We start from the raw sequence: 24050 nt of genomic DNA, 5'->3' as shown, positions 1-24050 counted from the left end.
AAATAACAATTACCTCAAATATATAAGCTTTTCATTTTTTGACATTTGTCAAAAACGAAAGCTTAAAAGTAAAACTGAAGGGCAATATAGAGACAATAACAACTAACCAAATAATTAATTAGTTAAAATACACAAATTAATCGCCATTTTGAAATTCTACAACTAATCTAATAGGCTTTATACTAAAGCATTACCGATAAGAAATTCTGCTATTTGAACAGTATTGGTGGCAGCACCTTTTCTAAGATTGTCACTTACAACCCACATGTTTAAAGTATTCGGTTGTGACCCATCTCGCCTTATACGGCCAACAAAAACATCATCTTTACCATGAGCATACATTGGCATAGGATAAGAGTTTGTTTCTAAATTGTCTTGAATGGTAATACCATCTGTATTACTGAGCAATTGTCTTACTTCAGTAATATCAAATGCATTTTCAAATTCTACATTTATAGCTTCACTATGTCCTCCTGCTGTTGGAATCCTTACAGCAGTAGCAGTGACAGCAATGGTACGGTCGCTTAATATTTTTTGAGTTTCATTAACCAATTTCATTTCTTCTTTGGTATAACCGTTATCTTCAAAAATATCACAATGCGGAATGGCATTTTTATGAATAGGATAAGGGTAAGCCATATCTCCTTTTTTACCTAAAATTTCATTCTCCATCTGTTCAACAGCTTTTACTCCTGTACCCGATACAGATTGATAGGTAGAAACTACAATACGTTTAATTTTATATTTATTATGAAGTGGTGCTAATGCCATTACCATTTGTATAGTAGAACAGTTTGGATTAGCAATTATCTTGTCTGATTTTGTTAATTCATTGGCATTAATTTCTGGAACTATCAATTTTTTAGAACTGTCCATTCTCCAAGCTGAAGAATTATCAATAACTGTAGTGCCAACTTCTGCAAACTTTGGTGCCCATTCTAAAGATGTAGAACCTCCAGCTGAAAAAAGTGCAATATCTGGTTTTGCTTCAATTGCTGTTGGAATACTAATAACTGAAATATCCTTTCCTTTAAACTTTATTTTTTTACCTACAGAACGTTCTGAGGCTACTAATAATAATTCATCTAAAGGGAAATTACGTTCCTCTAATACTTTAAGCATTACGTTACCTACCAAACCTGTTGCTCCTACAATTGCTACTTTCATGCGTTCTTTATATTTGTGATGCCAAAATTATAGCTTTTCTTTAATTAAATCAGTCTAATAGTACTTAAAAATATGATAAAAATAGAGGCTATTAATTGTGGCTTTTACAATTTTTAGTAAGGAAATGCTTTTAAACTTTTTTCATTAAAACTTTAAAAGGTTTTAAAAAAAGAAAAACCCAGACTGAAAAGTCTGGGTTTAGTTAAAAATAATAGTGTAGCGATGAAGCTAAACGTGTTTTATTTTTTTAATGCGTCTCTGATTTCCATTAATAAATCAACTTCAGAAGGTCCTGCTGGAGCTGGAGCTTCAACTGGTTTTTTAGTTTTGTTATAAGCTTTTACAATTAAAAACATTACAAAACCAACAACAAGTAAGCTGATAATAGTGTCAATCCATGCACCATATTCTACAGCAGCAACACCTGCTTCTTTAGCGGCAGCAACAGTAGCATAAACTTCGTCTCCAGGAGTCCAAAATTTATCCGAAAAGCTCACGCCTCCACTTACTAAACCAATTAAAGGCATAGCAATTTTAGAAACGAAACCGTTTATTACTGCTCCAAGAGCACCAGCCATAATTACAGCAACAGCGAAATCAATCACGTTACCTGTCATAATAAAATTCTTAAATTCTTTTAACATAATTTAAATTTGTTTTAATAGTTAGTTATTAAGTTAGTAAGACACTAAGGTAATTAAAAAAGTCACATTTTGTTAAAAAATAGTTTTTTTAGGGTATAAAAACACGTTTAACACGCTGGGAAATTGAAGTCAAAATCTCATAAGAAATTGTGTTTGCAGATTCAGCTAACGTGCTAGCTTTGTGTTTAGCATCGAAAATAGTGACCTCATCTCCTTCTTTACAATCTACATGAGTTATGTTTACCATTATCATGTCCATACAAACATTTCCTATTATTGGTGCTTCTTTTCCATTAATGATAACAAAACCTTTTCCTTGACCATAAATTCGGCTAATGCCATCTGCATGACCAATAGGTATTGTGGCTGTTTTTTCTACGCCTTTAGACGTGTAAGCTCTGTTATAACCTACAGTTTCACCTTTTTCTATTGAATGAATTTGGGAAATCACAGATTTTAAACTCGCAATAGGTTTTAGTTTGTTGTCTTCTTCTGTAGAATTCCCAAAGCCATAAAGACCAATACCAGAACGTACCATATCAAAATGTGCTTTAGTATAATTGAGAATGCCAGAAGTATTGGACATATGTAACCAAGGTTTTGTACCTGATTTTTCTTCAAAATACTTAGCTATAGTTTTAAATTTTTCGATTTGATGATTAGAAAAATCTAACTCATTAGCATCTTCACTAGCTACTAGGTGCGAAAAAAGAGATTTTACCTTAATAGATGATGTGTTATCTAACTTTGAAACAATGGAATCAATATCATTTACTTTAAACCCTAATCTATTTAAACCAGTATTGAATTTTATATGAACAGGATAATCTTTTTGAGATTGTGCTTTAGTGATTTTTATAAATTCATCTAAAACATGAGTGCTATAAATACTTGGTTCTAAACAACGATCAATAAGTATTTTAAAGCTCACAGATTGTGGATGAAGGACTAAAATAGGAGTCGTGATTCCGGCATCCCTTAAAGCCACACCTTCATTTACGTAAGCCACGGCAAAATAATCTACATTTAATTTTTCGAGGTGTTTTGCAATTTCTATTGAATCACTTCCGTATGCAAAGGCTTTAACTACAGCTAAAAATTTGGTCTGTGGTTTTAATTTTGATTTTAAGTAATTGAAATTATGTGAAAGCGCACTTAAATCAATTTCGAGGACTGTTTCCTTAGCTTTAGGCATCCCGTTTTTGGTCTTTAAAATCCATTTCTTCAGCATCATTCACTTTAATCTGTCTCAGCTTATCTCTTTGCATACTTTTAAAATAAGCAGCTCTGCTTAAAGGTTCATATTCATCAACCTCGCCAAGTAAAACCAATTCATCGCTTAATGCTTTTCTATGGCTGTATTGTGCTAAATTTCCTGTTTTTGTGCAAACGGCATGCACTTTAGTTACGTATTCCGCAGTAGCCATAAGATTTGGCATTGGGCCAAATGGGTTTCCTTTAAAATCCATGTCTAAACCAGCTACAATAACACGAATGCCCTTATTCGCTAAATCGTTACAAACGCGTACAATCTCGTCATCAAAAAATTGTGCTTCGTCAATACCAACAACATCACAACCATCTGCTAAAATCGGAATATTAGCAGCAGCAGGCACTGGTGTTGAACGTATTTCATTAGCATCATGAGAAACAACCATTTCTTCATCATAACGTATATCAACTGATGGCTTAAAAATTTCCACCTTTTGTTTTGCGAACTGGGCGCGTTTTAGTCGTCGTATTAATTCTTCGGTCTTACCCGAGAACATCGATCCGCAGATGACTTCAATCCACCCAAATTGTTCTTTCTGATTTACTGTATTTTCGAGAAACATTTTGTAATTTTAGCACTAAATCGAAGCTAGTCTCCGATTTTATAAAGGTCACGCAAATTTATTAAAAATCAAAAGTAAAATTCAGGAAAAGATGAAAAAGAAATTAGAATCAGAATTAGTTAGTATTGCACATAGGATTCTAAAACTTACAGGCAGAGAAGATGTAGATCAATTGCACAAAGAAGTTTCTAATCTTTATGAAAAGCTCACGGTTTTAAAATTTGCTCAAGAAAATTTTGAAGATAAGATGCCAACCATTGGTCATGATTCTTCTTTTTTTGGAATGTTAGATACTGCATTTAATAATAAAGTGAGTGATAATGTTGAAGTGGAAGATAGAACTTATATAAACTTAGATGAGGTTGAAGATGACGGTATTATGGAACCTGTGATGGCAAAAATCAAGGATATGTTTGAGCATATGCCTAAAGAAGAGGAGCCTGTAGATCCTATTTTAGAACAAATTCAGTCACAAGAAATAGAAACTCCTGATTCTGTTGAATTTGAGACTATTACATCTGGTTTTGAAGATATTCCTGAGTTTGAACCTATAGAAGATGCAAAAAAACGTGAAGCTGAATTAGAAAAGAAATCACTTAACGATAAACTAAAAGGACAACGTTTAAATATTGGACTAAATGATAAATTGGCTTTTATTAAACATTTATTTGAAGGTCAAAACGAAGATTATGATCGTGTGATTTCTCAAATTAATACGACGCATTCTTTAGATGACGCAAGAAAATTAATCTTAGAAATGGTAAAACCAGACTATAATAATTGGATTGGTAAAGAAGAATACGAAGCTCGTTTTATTGAACTTGTTGAGGGTAGGTATAATTAGTAATTTAAATAAATATAACCTACAAAACCATCTTCAAAACCATCAATTTCTAACACATAGAAGTAAGTGCCAACGGGTAATAATTCGGAACCTTTTAAAAGTCCCATGTTAGCTGTGCCGTTCCAAGTATTCATATAGTTCTTGGTTTCGTAAATTTGCGTACCGTAGCGATTGTATATTTTAAATGTATTTTCAGGGTAATCTTCAATACATGGAATTATAAACACATCGTTTTTTCCATCATCGTTAGGGGAAAGCCCTTGCGGTATAGATAAGCAATTAGAAATTTCTATGCTTGCTTCATCTTCATTATTAGTAAGGTTTCTATCGGGTTCATTTACGCTATTTAATAATGCAATATTGTTTAAATTGTCACTAGAAATGACCTTTGCGGTTAAAACTAATGTTTCAGAATTATTAGCGTCTATACTTGGAATGTTCCAAATAAATGTACTGTTATCAAAAACACCTAAACTTGTGCTTGCAGTTACAAATTCATAACCTTGTGGCAAGGCATCTATAACCTCTATTAGTGTTGCGGTTGTGGTTCCTAAATTAGTTGCTGTGATGGTAAAATTAACATTCTGACCATAAAAAGCTTCTGAAGGTTCAACCAATTTTATGATTTCAATATCTACATCAGAATTATCAATAATAACATTAAGAGTGGCATTAGTTTGAGAGGTATCAATGTTATTGCTATTACTAAAATTTTGAAAATTGTTAAGATAACTGCCAGCAACATCAGAAGTTACCATCACCGAAAACGTGCAGCTATTTACTCCATTAGGAAACACTAAATTCTCAACTCCAACAAAAGTATCATTAATAGTTCCAATAAAAGTAGCTGCACAACCGTTGGCTTCAGTCCAAATTGGAGCCGTTGAAAGTGTTACTCCGTTTGGTAAATTATCAGTAAATGAAATGTTATTTTGATTAGGATTAGAAGCCACATTATAAACCGTAAAGGTTAATTCACTTTGTCCTCCTTCAAAAATGGTGTTTGGAGTAAATGATTTTTCTAAAGCAGGAGCAATAACTTGAATACTATTAATAGAAATATTAGATTCTGGAGTTAACTCTTGGTTATTTGTGGCATCAGGAATCGCTTCAGCAATATTATTAAAAGCACCTCCAAAACTTGGTGCAGTGACAGGAATGCTAATTCTAATGGTAGAACCAGCTTCCATAGTAGGTATTGTTGCTGTTATAAAGTTTCCTGTTGTAATAATGTTTGTGATACAAGTAGCGTTTCCGGAAGTTACAGTACATGTTGGATTTCCAATAATATTAAAAACGGGATTAAGCGTGTCCTCAAAAACAACATCTATAGCATCAGAACTTGTTGTACTATTACTAATATCAACAATCCAATTGAAAGTTTGATTAACGTCTACTTGGGTAAATTCGGGATAGGTTTGCACAATTAAATCTAAGCAAGGAGCAAAATAAGTATTTACAGAATCTGAACGAGTCCCAAGAACATTGCCTCCTGCCTCTATAAAATCGACGCTTACAATATTAGTTCCAATCATTGGGTCAGGCGAACATGCAGGCATCCAATCTACAGTAACGTTAAAAGTTATAGAGCTATTGGCTGGTAATTCCCAATTATCTTCGGTTGTAATTTGCCAAAAGATATCTGGCTCACCATTTTCGGAGATACCGTCTAATGTTGTTCCTATATTTGCATTTGTAATATTAAAACAAGATGCTGTGCCAGTTGTAGAAACACATTCTACACTCATTAGGGTAGCCAACATCGCTGTATCATTACTACCTATAGATGGCATATAGTCTTCTAATTCAATAATGGTGTTTGTATCATTTGCATTAGTTACTGTGATCTCATAACTTACTAAACCCCAAGCTGCTGTGTTTTGCTGTGAACTTCCATTTGGCAATTCTGGACTTATTTGAGTTTTAGTGACTTCTAAATTAATTGGTTCTTCAGTGTCGCAAGGTTCTACAGTAGGAAAAAGTAGTGTATTAGAATAATAATTATTTTCAGGATTAGAATCTACTAATTGACTATCTAAAATATTAGTTGCGCTGCGCACAACGGCAGCAATTTCATTGACACTGTTACTACATTCAGGTTCTATATAACTCAAAACCGTTTCAATAGTTATAGTAGTATTTGGCTGAAGAATAAAGTCATTACTCACCCAAATTTGGTTGCCTATTGATAAGGTAAAATCACTACAAGTAACAGGTCCAGTTGTAGCTAAACACGTAAGAGAACTGATACTCCAATCTATGGGAGATAAATTCTGAAAAAAGAAACGCATAGGTGTTTCTGCAGGTCCATTATTACAAACGGTTGTAATAAATGTAATGTCTTGTCCGTAATCTAAATTCGTTGAAACATCAGGATTGGTTTGTGTAGTTTCAATACAGAGATCCGTTTCTAAGCAAGATTCAGCTAATAGCAAATCTGTGGTGACGCTATTTGAAACCACAGATATCGTATTTGCACTGTTTATCAATATACTAATATAGCTATCCACAGCAATAGGCAAGGGTTCGGGAGAACAAGAGAAATTGGTGTATTTGTAAACCATTTCAAACGTAATACTTCCTCCTGCTGTTATTTCTGTTTCTATATTGTAATTAAATAATGAACTAATAGTTTCTATTGTTGCATTATTTCCGGTAAAACCAGTTAAATCAGGACAGGAGGTTCCATTTGTTGCTCCTAAACATTCTAGCGATATAAATTCTGCAAAAGGTTGTCCATTATTGTAGGTTGAACTTAAACTTAGATTACCTAAAACACTTGCAAAAGGGAAATCAATGGAACTATTATTGGTTATGGTAAATTGATAAGTTACAGAATCTCCCCAAGCACTTATTGCTGTGCCTTCTGTAGGATTTATTTGTGTATGAGTTACCGAAAAATCAATAATAACATCCAATACATCAATAGATATTATAGCTTGGTTGTTGCTTGTATTTATATCTTGTGTGTCTGTTGGTGGAGAAATAGTGCCGTTTGCAGTAATACCTCCCAAATTGGTTGGTGCCGTTACCAAAACTAATAATTGTACACTAGAGTTGTTAGGCATTGTGGCAAGTGAAGCTGTTAAAATATTCCCAGTAATATCAATATTAGAAAAATCTGAAGCGCCTGCATTATTATTTTGAGAATTATAAGATAGGATGGTTATATCGGCATCAAAATTTACAGAAATAGTGGCATTATCAACTGAATTACCTGAGTTTAAAACTGTAACTATATATTGAAAATCTTCATATATATCAACTTGAGATATCGCAGTGCCACTTAGATTTTGTGCTTCAATAGATATAGATAAATCTGTGGTTTGACTATGTGCTTGTAAACAGAAAAGAAACAAAAACAATAAGCGGAATTGTTTTACAATCATAAATTAATAGTTTTATTTATACTACGAGAAATTAAATAACCTCAATAGTATAACAGTTAAATACACAAAATCCCTATCTTATGTTAAAGATGCTAAATATCGTAAATGGTTGCGTTAAGATATAGAAAGATTGTAAATTTGATATTAAGTTAAGCCATATATGAAGTTATACCTAGTACCAACTCCAATAGGAAATTTAAAAGATATCACTTTTAGAGCTATAGAAGTTTTAAAAGATGTTGATTTGATACTTGCTGAAGATACCAGAACTTCTGGTAAACTTTTAAAGCATTTTGAAATCTCTACGCATATGCAAAGTCATCATATGCATAATGAGCATAAAACGGTAAATAACTTAATTGAAAAGTTAAAAGCTGGATTATCAATAGCTGTCATTAGCGATGCAGGAACACCTGCCATTTCAGATCCTGGATTTTTATTGGTGAGAGCTTGTGTAGAAAACGGCATTGAAGTAGATTGTTTACCAGGAGCTACAGCTTTTGTACCAGCATTGGTAAATAGTGGCTTACCAAATGATAAGTTTGTATTCGAAGGTTTTTTACCTGTGAAAAAAGGACGCCAAACAAGATTGTTGCTTTTGGCTGAAGAAACTAGAACCATCATTTTTTACGAAAGTCCGCATAAATTGGTGAAAACCTTAGGTCATTTTTGTGAGTATTTTGGTGACGACAGACCTGTTTCTGTATCTAGAGAACTAACTAAACTCTACGAAGAAACCATAAGAGGAACCACAAAAGAAGTCTTAGAGCATTATACCAATAAACCTCCTAAAGGTGAAATTGTTATTGTGGTTGGAGGAAAGCATAAATAAAATATGAGTTTAGACGATTTTTTAATAAAACTGAAGACAAAACCAAAAGAAATAGATTTCTCTGAAACGATTAGTGTCATTGAAAACTATTATAATTTTATTCCAACAAGTTTTACAAACGGCATTTTAAAAAATGACAAAGGTGAAAATTCTGGATCATGCAAATTATTCGCCTTTGCCATAGAACAGAAACTTACAAAAGAAGAAACATTAGCGTGTTTTGGAAGCTATTATTTCAATGAAGTTTTAATTGACGCAGTAGGAAATGGACATCAAAACATTAGAAACTTCATAAAAACGGGATTTGAAGGTTTAGAGTTTATAGAATTTCCTTTGATAAAGAAATAGCTTATTGCAATTTTAGAAGAATTTAATTTAAATATATTCTTTGGAAAACTTACTACATAATATCAGTCAATGTACCATCTGTAAAGCATGCCTTCCGTTAGGTCCAAGACCTGTTGTAACAGCACACATAAAATCTAAAATTATAATTATTGGTCAAGCACCAGGAACAAAAGTCCACGACTCTGGAATTCCTTGGGATGACCAAAGTGGTAAGAAGTTAAGGCAATGGTTAGGAGTTACAGAAGAACAATTCTACAACACCGAAAATTTTGCCATTATGCCAATGGGTTTTTGTTATCCAGGAAAAGCCAAAACAGGAGATTTACCACCTAGACCAGAATGTGCTCCACAATGGCATGAGCAATTATTAGACAAGATGCCAAATGTGGAATTGATTATTTTAATAGGTGCTTACGCTCAAAAGTATTATTTAAAAGAAAAAGCCAAGCGAACGTTGACAGAAACTGTAGGAGAATATAAGTCTTATTTACCAACCTATTTTCCAATTCCGCATCCTTCGCCTACCAATCGATTTTGGAGAAGTAAGAATCCTTGGTTTGAAGAATTGGTGGTTCCTGAGTTGCGGAAGAAAATAAAATCTATTTTAAAATAGTAGTAAGATTAAAAAACAATTTTTAAAAGAGTAATTAATTTTTCATGTTGAAATATAAATAGCAGAATGAAAGTTATTACCAAAGGGTAAAGCACTTTATAAACTAAAAAACGTATTATCATAAGTGAATATTTACCACTTATTTTTGGAAAATTTATCATTACCTTTTCAATTTTAAACAAAAGTAAATTAGTCTTTTACTATTTACTGTGACATGGTTTGAAGCCGAAAGAATTTCATTTCTGCTTTATTCTGAAACAAAGCTATAATCTACGTTTGAAATAAAATAGGACATAAAAAAACCTCACTATTTCTAGTAAGGTTTTAATCTAATTTTATCTAAAAGCAAAGTGCTTTAATAGTCTAATAATTTAGTATTGAGACCCATCATGCTTACCAACTTCATAACCATGTTTCCCTAAATACTTATTTCCACTTTCTACAGCGCCTTTTTCTATAGAAGTTCCCATAGAATCATTCCAGCGGTTTAGATATCCAAATAAAGAAATTACACCAAGCATTTCTACAATCTCTCCCTCATCCCAATGTTTATATAAACGTTCTTTTATTTCCGCATCCACAGCATTTGGCACCATAGATGCAGCTAAGCTAAAATCTAAAGCAGCACGTTCTGCTTCAGAAAAAGCAGCATGCGTTCTGTATTCCCAAATATTATCTAATTGTTCTTGTTCTGCTCCATAGCGTTCTGCAGCTCTAATTGCATGTGCTTGGCAATAGCGACAACCTGTAGAATTACTACTCACCCAAGCAATCATACGTTTTAAGGCTGAGGTTACTCTGCCTTCATTGGCCATAACGGCTTTATTCAAATTTATAAATGCTTTACTTATTGCAGGTCTACGTTGCATGGTTAATACAGAATTTGGACAAAACCCTAGAGTTTCATTAAAAAATTCAGCTAATTCTTTGGTTTCTAAATCATGGTCCGAAGACAATGGTGTTACTAATGCCATAGTTATTTTTTTAGTAGTATTTTTGATTGTACAAGATACTAGTTCTAATTTTTAAACTAAAAAAAATGGCAGATAAAATAACAACACATTGGAAAGGAAACATGGTGTTTGAATCCGATAATCCAAGATGGCCATCAATTATGATGGATGCTTCAGAAGATTTTGGAGGCACCAACTCAGGAATGGCTCCTAAGGCCATGATGTTATCATCTTTAGCTGGTTGCTCAGGCTTAGATGTGATTTCTACTTTAGATAAAATGAAAGTTGAAATTGATGATTTTAAAATTGAAGTTTCGGGTGAATTAACAGACGAGCATCCTAAATATTATCACTCTGTGGTAGTAGATTATCATTTCTACGGTTCAGATTTAAATAAGAAAAAGTGTGAACGTGCCGTTAATCTATCGGTTGAAAAATATTGTGGAGTTATGGAAATGTTTCGTCGTTTTGCTACTGTCGAAACAAATATTCATTATCATATAGCGATTAAAAGATAGTACCAAGTCTCCTCGAGCGCAGTCGAGAGGTTAATAAATTTTATTAATAATTTAGGTCTCGACTGTGCTCGACCTAACAATGAATATAAAGTTTGTTCTAGATTAATTATGCGTTGGACATTAAAACCAAAACCAGAACCATCAAAAGTTGAAGAACTAAAAAAAGCACTTCAAGTCGATGATATTGTTGCCACTTTATTATTACAACGTGGTATTGATACTTACGATGCTGCTAAAACATTTTTCAGACCAAGTTTTGATGAGCTTCATGATCCATATTTAATGAAAGATATGGACAAAGCCGTTGCACGTATCGAAAAGGCCATTGAAGCAGGTGAAAATATAATGGTTTATGGTGATTATGATGTTGATGGCACAACGTCTGTGGCTTTAATGTCGTCCTATTTAAAAACAAGAACAGATGCTGTTGCCACATACATTCCTGATCGCTATGACGAAGGTTATGGTGTGTCTTACAAAGGTATTGACTTTGCTGACGATAATGATATTTCACTAATTATAGCACTCGATTGTGGAGTAAAAGCCATCGATAAAGTGGCTTATGCTAAAGAAAAAGGGGTTGACTTTATAATCTGTGACCACCATAGACCAGGCGCTGAAATTCCAGATGCAGTAGCTGTTTTAGACCCTAAACGCGATGATTGCGATTATCCGTTTAAAGAATTATGTGGCTGTGGAGTGGGTTTCAAATTAATTACAGCATTAGCATCTAGACAAGGGCAAACGGTTGAGGATTTAACCGAATATCTCGATTTAGTAGCCACAGCAATTGGAGCAGATATTGTTCCTATAGTAGATGAAAATAGAGCCTTGGCTTACATGGGTTTGCACATTATAAATACCAATCCAAGACCTGGAATGAAGGCGATTATCGCTGAGGTTAAAAAGGATATTCTCACCATAACTGATGTGGTATTTATCATTGCACCAAGAATTAATGCAGCTGGCCGAATGAAACACGGTAACCATGCGGTAACACTTCTAACCGAAACCGATTTTAATCTCGCTGCAAAATATGCTGTAGATATAGACGATTTTAATACAGATCGTCGCGAAACTGATAAACGCATTACACAAGAAGCTTTAGTTCAAATTGAAGAAAACAATGAACAAGAGGGTTTTACAACGGTTGTTTATGATGAATCATGGCACAAAGGAGTGATTGGTATTGTGGCATCGCGCTTAATTGAAACTTATTACAGACCTACACTCGTTTTTACAAAAAGTGGAGATAAGTTAGCAGCATCAGCACGTTCGGTATCTGGTTTTGATGTGTATAATGCATTAGAAGCCTGTTCGGAACATATTGAACAGTTTGGAGGTCATAAATACGCAGCAGGTTTAACATTGTTACCAGAGAATTATGAAGCTTTTAAAGCCAAGTTTGAAAGTGTCGTTAAGCAGACTATAGATCCTAAACTTCTCACAAGAGAACTTAAAATAGATTTAGACATAGAATTAGGAGAAATCAATGATAAACTCATGCGTATCCTAAAACAATTTGCACCATTTGGTCCTGGGAATATGTCACCCACCTTTATGTCTCAAAATCTAAAAGATACAGGCTGGGGAAAATGTGTTGGTGAAGATGATAAGCATTTAAGATTAACTGTAACCCAATCATTCAATGATAAAATTGTTTGTATTGGTTTTGGTTTAGGCGATAAAATTGACATTATTAAAAGTAAAAGACCATTTAGTGCGGCTTATGCTATAGACGAAAATCATTGGAATGGCAATGTGAGTTTACAGTTGAAGTTGAAGGATATTAAAGCATAATATACAGGCCATTTCGTTGAGTAAGCATGAAACAGTTAGTCATAATTTCTTTTCTCATATTAACCAATATTTTGATTGGGCAAAACTTAGTGCTCAATCCAAGCTTTGAAGATTTCTATGATTGTCCAAGAGCCATGAGTTTATTTCATAGAAACGTAAAAAATTGGACCAATCCAAATAGCGGAACAACGGATTATTTTAATTCGTGTAGTGAAAAAATGGGTTTTGAAAACTTCAATGGATATCAAAAAGCAAGAACAGGTAAGGGTTATGCAGGCATCTACACGTATTTCAAAAAGAATTATAGAGAATATGTTCAAGGTGGTTTAAAGTCTACCTTAAAAAGAGGGCGTAAATATCAGGTGAAATTTTATGTCAGTTTAGCCGAGAATTCAAGATATGCGCTTAAAGAGTTAGGAATTATGATGACATCTAAAAAAGCTAATTTTAAAGCAAATACTAATATCAATGCAAAACATATTTCCAAACATCATCCAACCTTAAAGTTTCGTCCAATTTTCAATAAAGACTTTTATGATAATGATAAAGAGTGGATAGAGGTTTCATTTACTTATACAGCTGATGGTTTTGAAAACTATTTTACTATTGGCAATTTTAACACGAATTCTGACACAGATAAAAGTAAGGCTAGAACAACTAAATATGAATCGTTTTCCTACTACTATATCGATGATATTTCAATTGAATCATTAGAAAAAGAAGACATAAAAAAGATTGATGAGACGATTGAGGAACCCATCATTAAAGTTAACGAAGTTTATACTTTCAAAAATGTATTATTCGAATTTGATAAAGCTGAATTGTTAGAGGTTTCAAAAAAAGAGTTGAACCAGCTGTATAAACATCTTAGTGAAAATTTAAATTTGAGTATAGAAATTTATGGTCATACAGATAATGTTGGCTTAGATAAAAGGAATAAAGAATTATCAGAGCAACGTGCAAAATCTGTTGCAGATTATTTAATTTCGCAAGGTCTTAATGTGTCTAAAATAAAGTCTGATGGATTTGGAAGCTCTCAACCAATTTCAGATAATGAAACTGAAGAAGGAAGGCAAAAAAACAGACGCGTTGAATTTAAACTAATTGAATAATACAGTGGCAAAAAACGATCCTTACGCAGCACTTAGAATTAAAGAATTCAACATTTTTTTATTAGTGAGATTTGCCTTAGTTTTTGGTTGGTCTATGCAGTTTGTAGTTATTGAATGGCAAGTGTATGCATTAACTAATAACGAATTAAGCTTAGGTATTATTGGGCTTTGTGAATTTTTGCCAGCATTTTTATTTGCGCCTTTTGCTGGCCATATTGTTGATAGAAAAGAAAAACGAAACTTGTTTACGCTCTGTATTGCTCTATTTTCATTAATAAGTTTTGGGTTGTTTTGGCTAACTTCAGAAGCCATTGAAAATTCTTGGGAGGTCAACTATATTTTATACGGCATTTATAGTTTAGTGTTTTTTGGAGGTGTATTAAGAGCCTTTTTTGGTCCAACTATTTTCTCTTTAATTGCACTTATTGTTCCTAAAAAAATATATCCCAATGCAGCCACTTGGAGCAGCAGTACTTGGAAGGGTGCTAGTGTTTTTGGTGCTCTTTGTGGAGGGTTTTTAATTGCGTGGATTGGAGTTCATTATACACTTGGTATTATATTTTCATTAGTAATGTTGTCTTTAGTGTTAGTTTTTGGTATAAAAAAGAAACCTGTTTTAAATAAAAAAACTAATGAATCTGTTATGGATAGCTTAAAGGTGGGACTAAAATTTGTGTTTAGCGATAAAGTTGTTTTAGGAGCTTTAACTCTAGATATGATTGCGGTTTTATTTGGTGGTGCTGTTGCCATATTTGCTGTATTTGCAAAAGATGTTTTAGATGCAGGCCCAAGAGGATTTGGGTTTCTAAATGCAGCACTTTCTTCAGGTAGTATAATTACTATGGTAGCAACAACCTACATCCCAATTACAAGAAATACAGGAAAAAAACTACTAATTTCAGTTTTTGGTTTTGGTGTATGTATGATAATTTTTGGGGCATCTAAGCTGTTGTGGTTGAGTATTTTGGCTTTGTTTTTATCTGGAGTGTTTGATGGTGTATCAATGGTTATCCGACAAACGATTCTTCAACTTAAGACTCCTGATGAAATGAGAGGAAGAGTAGGAGCTGTTAATTCTATGTTTGTTGGGTCGTCTAATGAGCTTGGTGCTCTTGAAAGTGGAATAGCTGCCAAAATGTTTGGTGCACCATTGGCTGTTGTACTCGGAGGTATTGTAACACTCATTACTGTCGCTACAATGAGTTTTAAAAACAAATCATTACGTAAACTAGATCTTACAAAAGATATAGAGGAGCACGAAAAAGAATATTAATAGGTCTTCAGTTCAAAATTTTTACCATCGAAAACACCATAAGTATAATATTGAATCCAATCTCCTAGGTTAATATACTTAGACTTTTCATTTAAGTCAATTTCTAAAGGCAAATGTCTATGACCAAACACAAAGAAATCTCTGTGTTTATCTTCTAGTTTACGTTTGCAGTAAACGGCTAACCATTCATTGTCTTCTCCTAAAAACTTAGCATCATCATCTCCAGAAATCATTTTGTTTTTTACAGACATATATTGCCCAATTTTAATGCCAATATCGGGATGCATCCATTTAAATAACCATTTAAAAAAAGGATTGGTAAACACTTTTTTCATGCGTTTGTAGCCTTTGTCACCAGGACCTAATCCATCACCATGACCAATAAATACAGAGGTGTCATTAAATGTGAATTCTTCAGGCTTATGATAAACAGGAATACCAAGTTCTTCTTCAAAATAGCCATTCATCCATAAATCGTGGTTACCCACAAAATAATGAATCGGAATTCCGGAATCACTAATTTCTGCTAGTTTCCCCAAAGTTCTTGTAAAACCTTTAGGTACAACGGTTTTATATTCAAACCAAAAATCGAAGAGATCTCCCATTAAGAAAATAGCTGCCGCATCATGTTTGATCTCATCTAACCAAGCGACGAATTTTTTTTCGCGAGGTCGAGAGGCTTCACTAGTTGGTGCGCCTAAATGATTATCTGATGCGAAATAGATTTTCTTTCCGTCCGCAATATGTATGTGATTAGTTTTACTCATTATCACTAGCGTACCATTCAGCGAAAGAAGATGTTGTTTCTGAAAGCCTTAAAGAATGTAATTTTATAGTTTCTGGTAAACGCTGTTGTATTTTTTTTGCAAAATCAATCACCATCATTTCGCTTGTTGGTTGATAATCTACTAGTAAAACATTATGGTCTCTAGCTTTTAATTCTTTGGCCAATTCTACGTGTGGTGTATTTTTATTAAAAACAGTAGCATGGTCAAAAACATCTACAATTTCTTCTTTAACAATCTTCTTTAAATCACCAAAATCAATCACCATTCCAAATTTTACATTGTTGGAATCGGCTATTGGTGTTCCTATTACGGTAACAAAAAGGTGGTAACTATGACCATGTACATTTTTACACTTACCATCGTAACCGTATAGTGCGTGACCTGTTTCAAAAGAAAACTGTTTTGTAATGCGAATTTTACTCATGCTATTCTAAATTATCTTGCAAAGATATTATAAATGTAAAAGGAATAGCTTTTTAGATTACATTTGCGCACTTTTTTTAATTTTTTTAAAAGACATGATTATATTTAATTTTTCCAGAAGCTACGGTGAGTAACCTTTTCGAAGCTATTCCGTTTGTTGAAAATGCGCTTTATGAGCGTGTTATTTCAGATATTTCATCTCAAAAATATAGTATTGTTGATGATTTTTTTTCAGAAGATGAGGTTATTGCTTTACGGCATTCCTTACTTTTAAAGTATGAAGAAGATGCATTTAAAAAATCGGCTATTGGTAACAAAACCAACGAACTCGTTAAAAAAGCAGTACGAGGTGATATTATTCTTTGGATAGATGAAAATGTTATAAATACTGCCGAACAATTGTTCTTCAATAAAATCAATGATTTAAAAGACTATCTCAATCGTACTTGTTTTTTAGGGATTAATCAAAAGGAATTTCATTATGCTATTTATCCTAAAGACACATTTTACAAGCGTCATTTAGATACATTTCAAAATGATGATAGGCGTAAATTATCGTTTGTTTGTTATTTAAATAGTGAAGATTGGAAACCCGAAAATGGTGGTGAACTGGTACTATATTTAGATGGTGAAGATAAAATAATCTATCCTTTTCATGGTAAAGTTGTTATTTTTGAAAGCCAAGAATTAGAGCACGAAGTAAAACCGGTAAATACACAAAGGTTAAGTATTACAGGTTGGTTAAAAACGCGATAAAAGCATTTAACGTCGCTTATTTCTGTTATAGAAATAAACAATTATCAAAACTAATCCTAAGATTAGAAATAAGCCATTCCCACCCAAAAAACTTAGAATATCCATATTATTCTTCTTTATATCTGTTTTTATTATATCTATAAATCACGTAAGCAATTATAACCAAAATTAGAAAAGGTAAGAATGAACCAATAAAAATACCAATACCATAATTGCTATCTGGTGCATTCTTAAGTTTTTCGTCAAGATTAACATCTTGAAGTATTGTAATTAATAAGTTCATTTATAGAAATTGAATTATTAACCAAATTTAAGTGTTTTGAGCTAGAGGAATAAATGTTTTTCTAAATTTTATAATTAATGGTAAACCACGTGCAATAATCCAAAGAGTAAATGTAATAAAAATACCATAGAGCTTATAATCTAAGCTATCTACCCAAAATATAACTGGAACAAAAATTACAAGAGTAGAAAACAACAACACGTTTCTAAGATATTTCATTTTACCAAGTCCTTTAAAAACACCATCGAAAATAAAAGCTAAAGCACATAAGGGTTGCATGGCCAAAACAATCCAAAATACTTTATAGAATTCCTTTAATACTTTTTGGTCATTGCTAAAAAGGTTTCCTAAAGGGTAGTAGAATATAGCGCCAATGACGCCAATAAAAAGCCCAACAAAAATGCCGTATTTAATTAATTTGTTACTGAGTTCTAAAAGGTTTTTATAATCCTTTGCACCAAATAATTTACCTGATAAAATATTACCAGCACTCGCGTATCCATCAATGAGAAAGGCTCCTAAAAACCATAGATTAATCGCAATGGTATAAGCAGCAATGTAGCTCTCGCCATATTTTGTAGCGAAACTAGTTCCAAAATATAAAGCAATATTCAAGGCAATGGTTCTAATAAATAAATTAAGAATCATTAAAGTGAAACGCTTCATTTCAGGATTAAAAGGCAATTTTGCGACTAATGGAATATCTGTTTTTTTAAGTAAATAATACGCTGAAAGTAAAGCCATAATTAATTGAGCAATGACACTTGCATAAGCAGCACCTTCAATGTGCATTGCAGGAATAAAACCTTTAATGCCATAGACAAAAATAAAGTCTAAGACAATATTTGCTAGTGCACCCGAAATAGCAATCAGCATTGGGAAATAGGTGTTTTGAAGTCCTCTAAATGTGCCAAATACAGCTATTGTGAATAAAGTAAAGGGAAATCCTAAAACTCGTATTTGATAATAGTCTACACTATAATTTAGAATGTCACCTGAAGCATTATAAAGTCTAAAAATATGTGAAGCCAATGGATATGTAATCGCTATAATTACAAGGCTGAGTGTAGTAATTACAAAAATAGCTTGCGCAGGTAAATTCTTTACAGCATTTACATTTCCGGCACCTAAGTATTGCGAAATAATTGAAGAAATGGCACTTCTGGTTTGCCCCAAAACCCAAATTAACATGGATAAAAATGTAGTTACTATACCAACTGCAGCTAAAGATGTTGTGGCATTATGTTCCATATTGCCAATAATTGCTGCATCAGTTAAAGATAAAATAGGTTCAGAAACACCTGAAATTAAAGCAGGAATCGCTAGTTTGTTAATTTGTTTTAAAGTTATAGATGTGCTCACAATACCAATTCGTAACAGAAAAAAGGAAATTTACTTTGCTTTGGAAAGTAAATATTACCCAATCGTTTATAGCCGCGAAGTTCGTAAAATTTTTGGTTTCTTTTGTTCTGCGAAAAGGTATCTAATCTAATAGAGCTATAGTTGTTTTCTATGGCATATTGTTCTGCAAAAGCCATGAGTTGTTGAGCGTAACCTAATCCTTCATATTTTGGGTGCACTGCCAACCGATGAATATAGAGGTTGTTTTTATTATCAGTTAACCATGTAATTGGTTCATATTCAAAATCCATAAGTGTTGTAATCACAACACAGCCAATTATGTTAGATTTTAATTCAATAACATAAAGTTCATTGCGTGTAATATCATTTTTAAAAGCAGATTTGTTTGGGTAATGTGAGTTCCATTGATAAATACCTTTAGAAATCATGTGTTTAGCACAAGCTTTGGTAATGTCTAAAATAGGTTCAATATCTTTTTCTTCTGCTTTACGAATCATTTTTAATGTTTACTTTTGCGATATAATAAATTTTAATTTTCTACTTATGAAGACAATATTAGTTCCTGTTGGTTCCTCAAAAAATGCACAATCACACTTGCAATATGCTGTAGATTTTGCTAAAGAGTTTGGTGCTAAGGTTTACGTGGTTCAAATATATAATGTTTATACCAAAGCTGGCACTATGATTAAAATTGATCATATTTTAGAAGCTGAGTCTAAATCATTTTTAGAAAATCACATCGCATCAATAGACAAAAAAGGTGTTGATGTTGTTGCCAAAACATTTAAAGGAAAATTAATAAACACAATAGAGAAGGTTTGTAAAGCCTTAGATGTAGATTTAATAATTTTAGAACCACGTACCAACTCAATTAAAGATGAGGTATATTTAGGAAAAACATCTGGAAAAATTATTAAACAAACACAAATTCCAGCATTAATAGTACCTGAAGGGTTTGCTTTTAAACCATTTGAAAAGCTGTTATTGGCTTTAAAATCAGCTACAATTAAAAAAGAGAATGTATTATATCCTTTAGCTTCTATAAAATCACAATTTAATGCTGCGGTAACTTTGCTTTTGGTGAAGACACCACATCATAAAAAGCACGATTTTGATGTTAATGAAGAATTACAGTCCTTAGTAACCGATACTAAAAAGGTAGATAGTCCAACAACATTTATGGCATTTTTAGAGCATCATAAAGAGAATGATCCAGATTTATTATGCGTAGTTAGACGAAAAAGAGGATTCTTTAAGAAGCTTTGGGAAAAGAACACTATTTTAAAAAAGGATTTTCATAGTACTAAATTGCCTGTTTTAGTTTTGAGTGGATTAAAATAAGTATATAGAAATTTTGGGGATGTAGCTCAGTTGGCTAGAGTGCTTGACTGGCAGTCAAGAGGTCGTCGGTTCGAGCCCGATCTTCTCCACAAAAAAGCATGCTATTAAGCATGCTTTTTTTATGAAATAAAATTAATAATATTTAAAACCACGGATTTTAGTTCATTAGAAAGTTCATCCTTTTCCCAAGGGTGACTTGTATTAAATACATGGTCGGCTCCTTTAATAACTTTTAATTTACTGTCTGTGCTCCAACGATGAATGTTTTTAGCCTCATTTATATTTACTGAAGTGTCTTTATCTCCATGGATAATTAGAATGGGTATGTTTATTTTTTTTGTAGCTGTTGCTATATGTAGCCTTTCTTCATTGGTTTTAAAATCTTCGAAAAATTGATAATAATGTGGCATTTGTTGTTTAGTTCTGCCATTTGTGATATGTTTTACACCATCAGTTTTCCATGTTGTAATTTCTTCTAACGTGCCAAATCTACTACCAAAATCACTCACACTCGCTAAAGTAATGAGTTTGGTTATTCTTTTATCTTCAGAAGACTTTAGTAAAGCAATTCCACCACCTCGACTATGACCAATTAGATTTATTTTATTTGTGTTTATGTTGGGATTATTTTTGAAATGAGACTGAACCCAATCAATAACATCATTTAAGTCGTTGAGTTCTTTGCTGTAATTGTTATTACCAAATGCTTCTAAATCTCGAAAATCTAGAGGGTCATTTATTGTGCCTCCATTGTGCGAAAAATTGAATTTCACAAAACAGTAACCAGAATCAGCAAAACATTTAGCCATTTGATTCCATGCTCCCCAATCTTTAAAACCTTTGTAGCCATGACAAAAGATAACTATAGGTTGATTTGTTTTCTCTTCTGAATAAAATGTATCTATTAAAATGGGTTTTTGATGTCCTCTTTCTATAATTATGTTTTTTTTAATTTTCATTAGTCAATTTCTTTTTCTGTAAAATTCACTTTTGGATTACAGATTTCAGTGATGAGTTTTTTTAGTTCAACTTCAAAACTATCTAAGGTTTCTTGAGTTATTAATTGATCTTTTGTTCTAGAGTGAGAAGAGGATTTTTTTCCGAATTTTAATAAACCTTCGTTAAGATTTTTAAAAGAAATAATACCAGCTTCTATTGGAAGTTCAATACGATTTTGTTGTTTCATCATATATGCATAGCATAATACTTGAAAAGACTTGCTGTACTTGTTGTAATCTGTAGTTAAATCTTCCCAATCGACAATTTCTACTTTGTTTTGTTCTACTTTTCCAGATTTATAGTCTATTACTCTAGTAATACCATTAAAGCTATCAATTCTATCTACTTTTCCTTTTAATTTAATAGGGAAATCTAAACCATCAATTTTAATAGAGATAGCTTCATCTGCCTCAATAGAAAGGATCTTTATCTCATTTCCTTTTTTGAGACTTGCAATTTCTTGATTGAGAAAGTTAGAAATATAGCGTTGTGCAATTTCAAAAATAATTAGATTTTTACCACTAGAAAAACCACCTTTATTGTACAGTTCTTCAAAATGCTTAGTTACCATTTGTTTGGTCTCACTCTTGAAAGTTTTAAGATGTTCAATGGTTAACAGAGAACCCTCTAATGGTTTGTAAAAATCTTCTAAGGAATTATGAATTACAGAACCTAATGTGTTAGCCGCAATATTTTCTTCAACCTCTTCAAACTCTTTTATACCTAATATTTTTTCGTAGTAAAAATCTATTGGATTTCGAATATAGTTAGTTAGGGAGGAAGGCGAGTAGCCTTTGCTAGAGAGCACTTTTAGCTGCTCAATTACCTTTGGTGTTTTAATTATTTGTTGTATGTTTTGTTCAATATTAGGCACGTCTGGCGTGATCACTTGATGCGTTATTTGATGTATACCTTCGATATCTAATTGTGTTATAAACCTACTTTTCTCTCCTCCTTTTAAGGCATCAATTTCGGTATTGTATAAAATATAGACGTTTTTAGCTCGCTGCAAAAGTCTATAAAAATGATAGGTATAAACAGCATCTTTTTCTTTAAAGGTTGGTAGTTTATTTTCGATTTTTACATCGAAGGGTATAAATGAATTATTTGTTTTTCCTGAAGGTAGAATACCCTCATTTACCGAGCTTATAATTACAGTTTCAAAATCTAATACGCGAGATTCTAACATACCCATAATTTGTAGTCCCTCTAAAGGTTCTCCTTTAAAATCTAATGTTTCGGTACTGAGTAACTCTTGGTAAATGGATTGTAGTGCTGTAATTGAATTAAGATATTTATATGTTGAATCTAGCTGAGATAATTGATTGAATAATGTGTTAAAACGATATAAATATTCTAATTCTAAGCTATGACTTTCCTTATTTGGCTCAAAATAGGCCTTCATTTTTAAAATGAGTTCAGCACAGTTTTGCAATGCTATTTGCGATGTGTTATTCCAAGTATTAAATAGCAATTCTATGAGTTCTTTGTGTGACTGAGTAATTTCCTTTAGTTCAGTTAAAGAGATATATACTATATTATTTTTTTGAATAGTGGCTACAATATCGCTTGATACATTTGTGGATGATGTGCCAAATAAAGGATATATAGATGGGTGTGATAACAAACCAATTACATCTTTGTAATAGAATTGTTTCGGATTATTTTTATGAATATTAAAAAGCTGCTCAAAGAAAGAGGCTAGAGGCACATATTGCAATGGTAAACCCATTGTAACATTTAGTTTATCTATTGATTTTGGAATTGAATTTAAGACTGGGAGTAATAGTTGTTCTTCCCCTAACACAACTGCAATTTTTGATAGATTGGTTTCTTTTTGAGTGAGTTCCTCTAATATTTGCCCAATATATTTTGCTTGTCCAACGAGTTTTGGAATACCAATGGTTTTAATGTTTTTCTCTTCTTTATAATAATTAGTTATCCAGTTAAAAGGATGTGTGTTAAAGTAATCCCATTGAGCTCTATGTAGCCTTGTAAACCAACCGGCATCATGTATAGAATCATTAATAAATGCATCATCAATGTCCCAATAAATATGAGCTAAATCATTTTTTAATAAACCTTGAATAATCTTAGACTCGGCGGTATTTAAGGCATTAAAACCTAAAAATATGTGTTTTTTCCCTTTAGCGTTTTCTATATAATGCTCTAAATTGTCTACTGCTTCTCTATAGATTAACCCTTGATAGCCTTGTTTTGAATTTAACAGACTTTCTGAATACGATGAATAGTAATTTTTAAGCTGTTTCCAGAATTTTAAGTGGTTTTTAATAAGATTGGTAGGGTCACTTTCTAAAGACCAATGATTAAGCTCCTTTATGGCATTTAAGTAATCAAATATGTGCGCTTGAGGTATAAGATAGCGGTCAATCTCATTAAAGTCTTGTAATAGGATTTGAGCCCATTTAGAAAAAGAATCAAAAGATTCTTGATCTGCGTCATTAGTAAGCTCCTTATACGTCTCGTATAGTTTGAATAATAAATCTGTATTAGGTAACTTCTGTAGGCCTGAAAGTTCTTCAACAAATTCTTCACTGCTAAGTATCTGTGGGGAAAATATGGGTTGGTCTATTAACGTAGAAATATGGTGCTTAAGAAAAACACCAGCACGTTTGCTAGGAAGAATGAATGACAGATCCTCTAATTTTAAATGTTTACTTTGAAGATCAATGAGAACTGATTTTATAAAACTTATCATTCTATAAAAATAAAAAACGCCCCGAATATCGAGGCGTTTTTTTAATATATT

23 protein-coding genes and 1 tRNA gene are annotated in these 24050 nt (G+C 32.5%); 11 read left to right on the top strand and 13 right to left on the bottom strand.

Annotated features, from left to right (window positions below; translation table 11 throughout):
• Nucleotides 1-177: 177 nt before the first annotated feature.
• The 4 genes from ACJJVO_RS11925 to ACJJVO_RS11910 all read right to left on the bottom strand — a co-directional run bounded on the left by ACJJVO_RS11925 (nucleotide 178) and on the right by ACJJVO_RS11910 (nucleotide 3646).
• Entirely contained in the window at nucleotides 178-1167 is a 990-nt protein-coding gene (locus tag ACJJVO_RS11925) for an aspartate-semialdehyde dehydrogenase (RefSeq protein ID WP_405574398.1), read from the bottom strand.
• A 239-nt stretch (nucleotides 1168-1406) separates the two neighbouring features.
• The gene (mscL, locus tag ACJJVO_RS11920; RefSeq protein WP_405574396.1) at nucleotides 1407-1811 is read right to left on the bottom strand and encodes a large conductance mechanosensitive channel protein MscL; all 405 of its coding nucleotides are present in this window, start codon (nucleotides 1809-1811) and stop codon (nucleotides 1407-1409) included.
• A gap of 88 nt (nucleotides 1812-1899) precedes the next feature.
• A complete protein-coding gene (gene alr, locus ACJJVO_RS11915; protein ID WP_405576943.1) occupies nucleotides 1900-3006 on the bottom strand; it encodes an alanine racemase in 1107 nt (368 codons plus the stop codon).
• A complete protein-coding gene (locus tag ACJJVO_RS11910) occupies nucleotides 2999-3646 on the bottom strand; it encodes a thymidine kinase (RefSeq protein WP_405574393.1) in 648 nt (215 codons plus the stop codon). The genes alr and ACJJVO_RS11910 overlap by 8 nt, the downstream gene beginning before the upstream one ends.
• Before the next feature lie 91 nt (nucleotides 3647-3737).
• Here ACJJVO_RS11910 and ACJJVO_RS11905 point away from each other — a divergent pair, with 91 nt between their 5' ends.
• Entirely contained in the window at nucleotides 3738-4490 is a 753-nt protein-coding gene (locus ACJJVO_RS11905) for a hypothetical protein (RefSeq protein WP_405574390.1), read from the top strand.
• Here the strand turns inward: ACJJVO_RS11905 and ACJJVO_RS11900 are convergent.
• The gene (locus ACJJVO_RS11900; protein WP_405574387.1) at nucleotides 4487-7879 is read right to left on the bottom strand and encodes a gliding motility-associated C-terminal domain-containing protein; all 3393 of its coding nucleotides are present in this window, start codon (nucleotides 7877-7879) and stop codon (nucleotides 4487-4489) included. The genes ACJJVO_RS11905 and ACJJVO_RS11900 overlap by 4 nt on opposite strands.
• Before the next feature lie 160 nt (nucleotides 7880-8039).
• Between ACJJVO_RS11900 and rsmI the strand changes: the two genes are divergently transcribed.
• From rsmI to ACJJVO_RS11885, 3 genes are read left to right on the top strand one after another with little or no spacing between them, the layout of a single operon-like run.
• A complete protein-coding gene (gene rsmI / locus ACJJVO_RS11895) occupies nucleotides 8040-8711 on the top strand; it encodes a 16S rRNA (cytidine(1402)-2'-O)-methyltransferase (RefSeq protein ID WP_405574384.1) in 672 nt (223 codons plus the stop codon).
• A gap of 3 nt (nucleotides 8712-8714) precedes the next feature.
• Nucleotides 8715-9059: a HopJ type III effector protein gene (locus tag ACJJVO_RS11890; protein ID WP_405574382.1), complete on the top strand. Its 345-nt coding sequence runs from the start codon at nucleotides 8715-8717 to the stop codon at nucleotides 9057-9059.
• A gap of 40 nt (nucleotides 9060-9099) precedes the next feature.
• Complete coding sequence (locus ACJJVO_RS11885; protein WP_405574379.1) at nucleotides 9100-9672, top strand: uracil-DNA glycosylase family protein; 573 nt, start codon at nucleotides 9100-9102, stop codon at nucleotides 9670-9672.
• 371 nt (nucleotides 9673-10043) lie between these two features.
• Here the strand turns inward: ACJJVO_RS11885 and ACJJVO_RS11880 are convergent, their stop codons facing one another.
• Nucleotides 10044-10646 (bottom strand): carboxymuconolactone decarboxylase family protein, encoded by a 603-nt coding sequence (locus ACJJVO_RS11880; RefSeq protein WP_405574376.1) that lies wholly within the window; start codon nucleotides 10644-10646, stop codon nucleotides 10044-10046.
• A gap of 65 nt (nucleotides 10647-10711) precedes the next feature.
• Between ACJJVO_RS11880 and ACJJVO_RS11875 the strand changes: the two genes are divergently transcribed.
• The 4 genes from ACJJVO_RS11875 to ACJJVO_RS11860 all read left to right on the top strand — a co-directional run bounded on the left by ACJJVO_RS11875 (nucleotide 10712) and on the right by ACJJVO_RS11860 (nucleotide 15328).
• Complete coding sequence (locus tag ACJJVO_RS11875) at nucleotides 10712-11143, top strand: OsmC family protein (RefSeq protein WP_405574374.1); 432 nt, start codon at nucleotides 10712-10714, stop codon at nucleotides 11141-11143.
• A 108-nt stretch (nucleotides 11144-11251) separates the two neighbouring features.
• Nucleotides 11252-12943 carry a single-stranded-DNA-specific exonuclease RecJ gene (gene recJ / locus ACJJVO_RS11870; protein WP_405574371.1) on the top strand — a complete coding sequence of 564 codons (1692 nt, stop codon included), beginning with the start codon at nucleotides 11252-11254 and terminating at the stop codon, nucleotides 12941-12943.
• Between the two features lie 26 nt (nucleotides 12944-12969).
• On the top strand, nucleotides 12970-14055 hold the full coding sequence (locus ACJJVO_RS11865; RefSeq protein ID WP_405574368.1) for an OmpA family protein: 1086 nt from the start codon (nucleotides 12970-12972) through the stop codon (nucleotides 14053-14055).
• 4 nt (nucleotides 14056-14059) lie between these two features.
• Nucleotides 14060-15328 (top strand): MFS transporter, encoded by a 1269-nt coding sequence (locus ACJJVO_RS11860; RefSeq protein WP_405576941.1) that lies wholly within the window; start codon nucleotides 14060-14062, stop codon nucleotides 15326-15328.
• Here ACJJVO_RS11860 and ACJJVO_RS11855 read toward each other — a convergent pair.
• Nucleotides 15325-16077, bottom strand: a complete 753-nt coding sequence (locus ACJJVO_RS11855) for a UDP-2,3-diacylglucosamine diphosphatase (protein WP_405576939.1) — start codon at nucleotides 16075-16077, stop codon at nucleotides 15325-15327. The two genes, ACJJVO_RS11860 and ACJJVO_RS11855, sit on opposite strands and share 4 nt — an antisense overlap.
• 10 nt (nucleotides 16078-16087) lie before the next feature.
• On the bottom strand, nucleotides 16088-16540 hold the full coding sequence (locus tag ACJJVO_RS11850; RefSeq protein WP_405574365.1) for a 6-pyruvoyl trahydropterin synthase family protein: 453 nt from the start codon (nucleotides 16538-16540) through the stop codon (nucleotides 16088-16090).
• A 125-nt stretch (nucleotides 16541-16665) separates the two neighbouring features.
• Here ACJJVO_RS11850 and ACJJVO_RS11845 point away from each other — a divergent pair, with 125 nt between their 5' ends.
• Nucleotides 16666-17295, top strand: coding sequence for a 2OG-Fe(II) oxygenase (locus tag ACJJVO_RS11845; RefSeq protein WP_405574363.1), 630 nt, complete (start codon nucleotides 16666-16668; stop codon nucleotides 17293-17295).
• A gap of 106 nt (nucleotides 17296-17401) precedes the next feature.
• Here the strand turns inward: ACJJVO_RS11845 and ACJJVO_RS11840 are convergent, their stop codons facing one another.
• Genes ACJJVO_RS11840 through ACJJVO_RS11830 form a run of 3 tightly spaced genes read right to left on the bottom strand, consistent with a single transcriptional unit; the run spans nucleotide 17402 to nucleotide 19437 of the window.
• Complete coding sequence (locus ACJJVO_RS11840) at nucleotides 17402-17578, bottom strand: hypothetical protein (RefSeq protein WP_405574361.1); 177 nt, start codon at nucleotides 17576-17578, stop codon at nucleotides 17402-17404.
• 27 nt (nucleotides 17579-17605) lie between these two features.
• Nucleotides 17606-18940, bottom strand: coding sequence for an MATE family efflux transporter (locus tag ACJJVO_RS11835; protein ID WP_405574358.1), 1335 nt, complete (start codon nucleotides 18938-18940; stop codon nucleotides 17606-17608).
• Nucleotides 18937-19437: a GNAT family N-acetyltransferase gene (locus ACJJVO_RS11830; protein WP_405574355.1), complete on the bottom strand. Its 501-nt coding sequence runs from the start codon at nucleotides 19435-19437 to the stop codon at nucleotides 18937-18939. Before ACJJVO_RS11830 ends, ACJJVO_RS11835 begins: the two co-directional genes overlap by 4 nt.
• Before the next feature lie 46 nt (nucleotides 19438-19483).
• Between ACJJVO_RS11830 and ACJJVO_RS11825 the strand changes: the two genes are divergently transcribed.
• Together ACJJVO_RS11825 and ACJJVO_RS11820 are read left to right on the top strand one after the other, a co-directional pair.
• Nucleotides 19484-20281 carry a universal stress protein gene (locus ACJJVO_RS11825; protein WP_405574353.1) on the top strand — a complete coding sequence of 266 codons (798 nt, stop codon included), beginning with the start codon at nucleotides 19484-19486 and terminating at the stop codon, nucleotides 20279-20281.
• 15 nt (nucleotides 20282-20296) lie between these two features.
• A tRNA-Ala gene (locus ACJJVO_RS11820) sits at nucleotides 20297-20370 on the top strand.
• Between the two features lie 30 nt (nucleotides 20371-20400).
• On the opposite strand, the gene ACJJVO_RS11815 is transcribed toward ACJJVO_RS11820, so the two are convergent.
• Nucleotides 20401-21240 carry an alpha/beta hydrolase family protein gene (locus ACJJVO_RS11815; RefSeq protein ID WP_405574351.1) on the bottom strand — a complete coding sequence of 280 codons (840 nt, stop codon included), beginning with the start codon at nucleotides 21238-21240 and terminating at the stop codon, nucleotides 20401-20403.
• Entirely contained in the window at nucleotides 21240-23999 is a 2760-nt protein-coding gene (locus tag ACJJVO_RS11810; protein ID WP_405574348.1) for a PD-(D/E)XK nuclease family protein, read from the bottom strand. The genes ACJJVO_RS11815 and ACJJVO_RS11810 overlap by 1 nt, the downstream gene beginning before the upstream one ends.
• Nucleotides 24000-24050 lie beyond the last annotated feature (51 nt).

Source organism: Winogradskyella sp. Asnod2-B02-A (genome assembly GCF_045063645.1).
Taxonomy (GTDB): Bacteria; Bacteroidota; Bacteroidia; order Flavobacteriales; family Flavobacteriaceae; genus Winogradskyella.
Note: the sequence above shows the minus strand (reverse complement) of the source record. Positions and strands in the feature narration are given on the sequence as shown.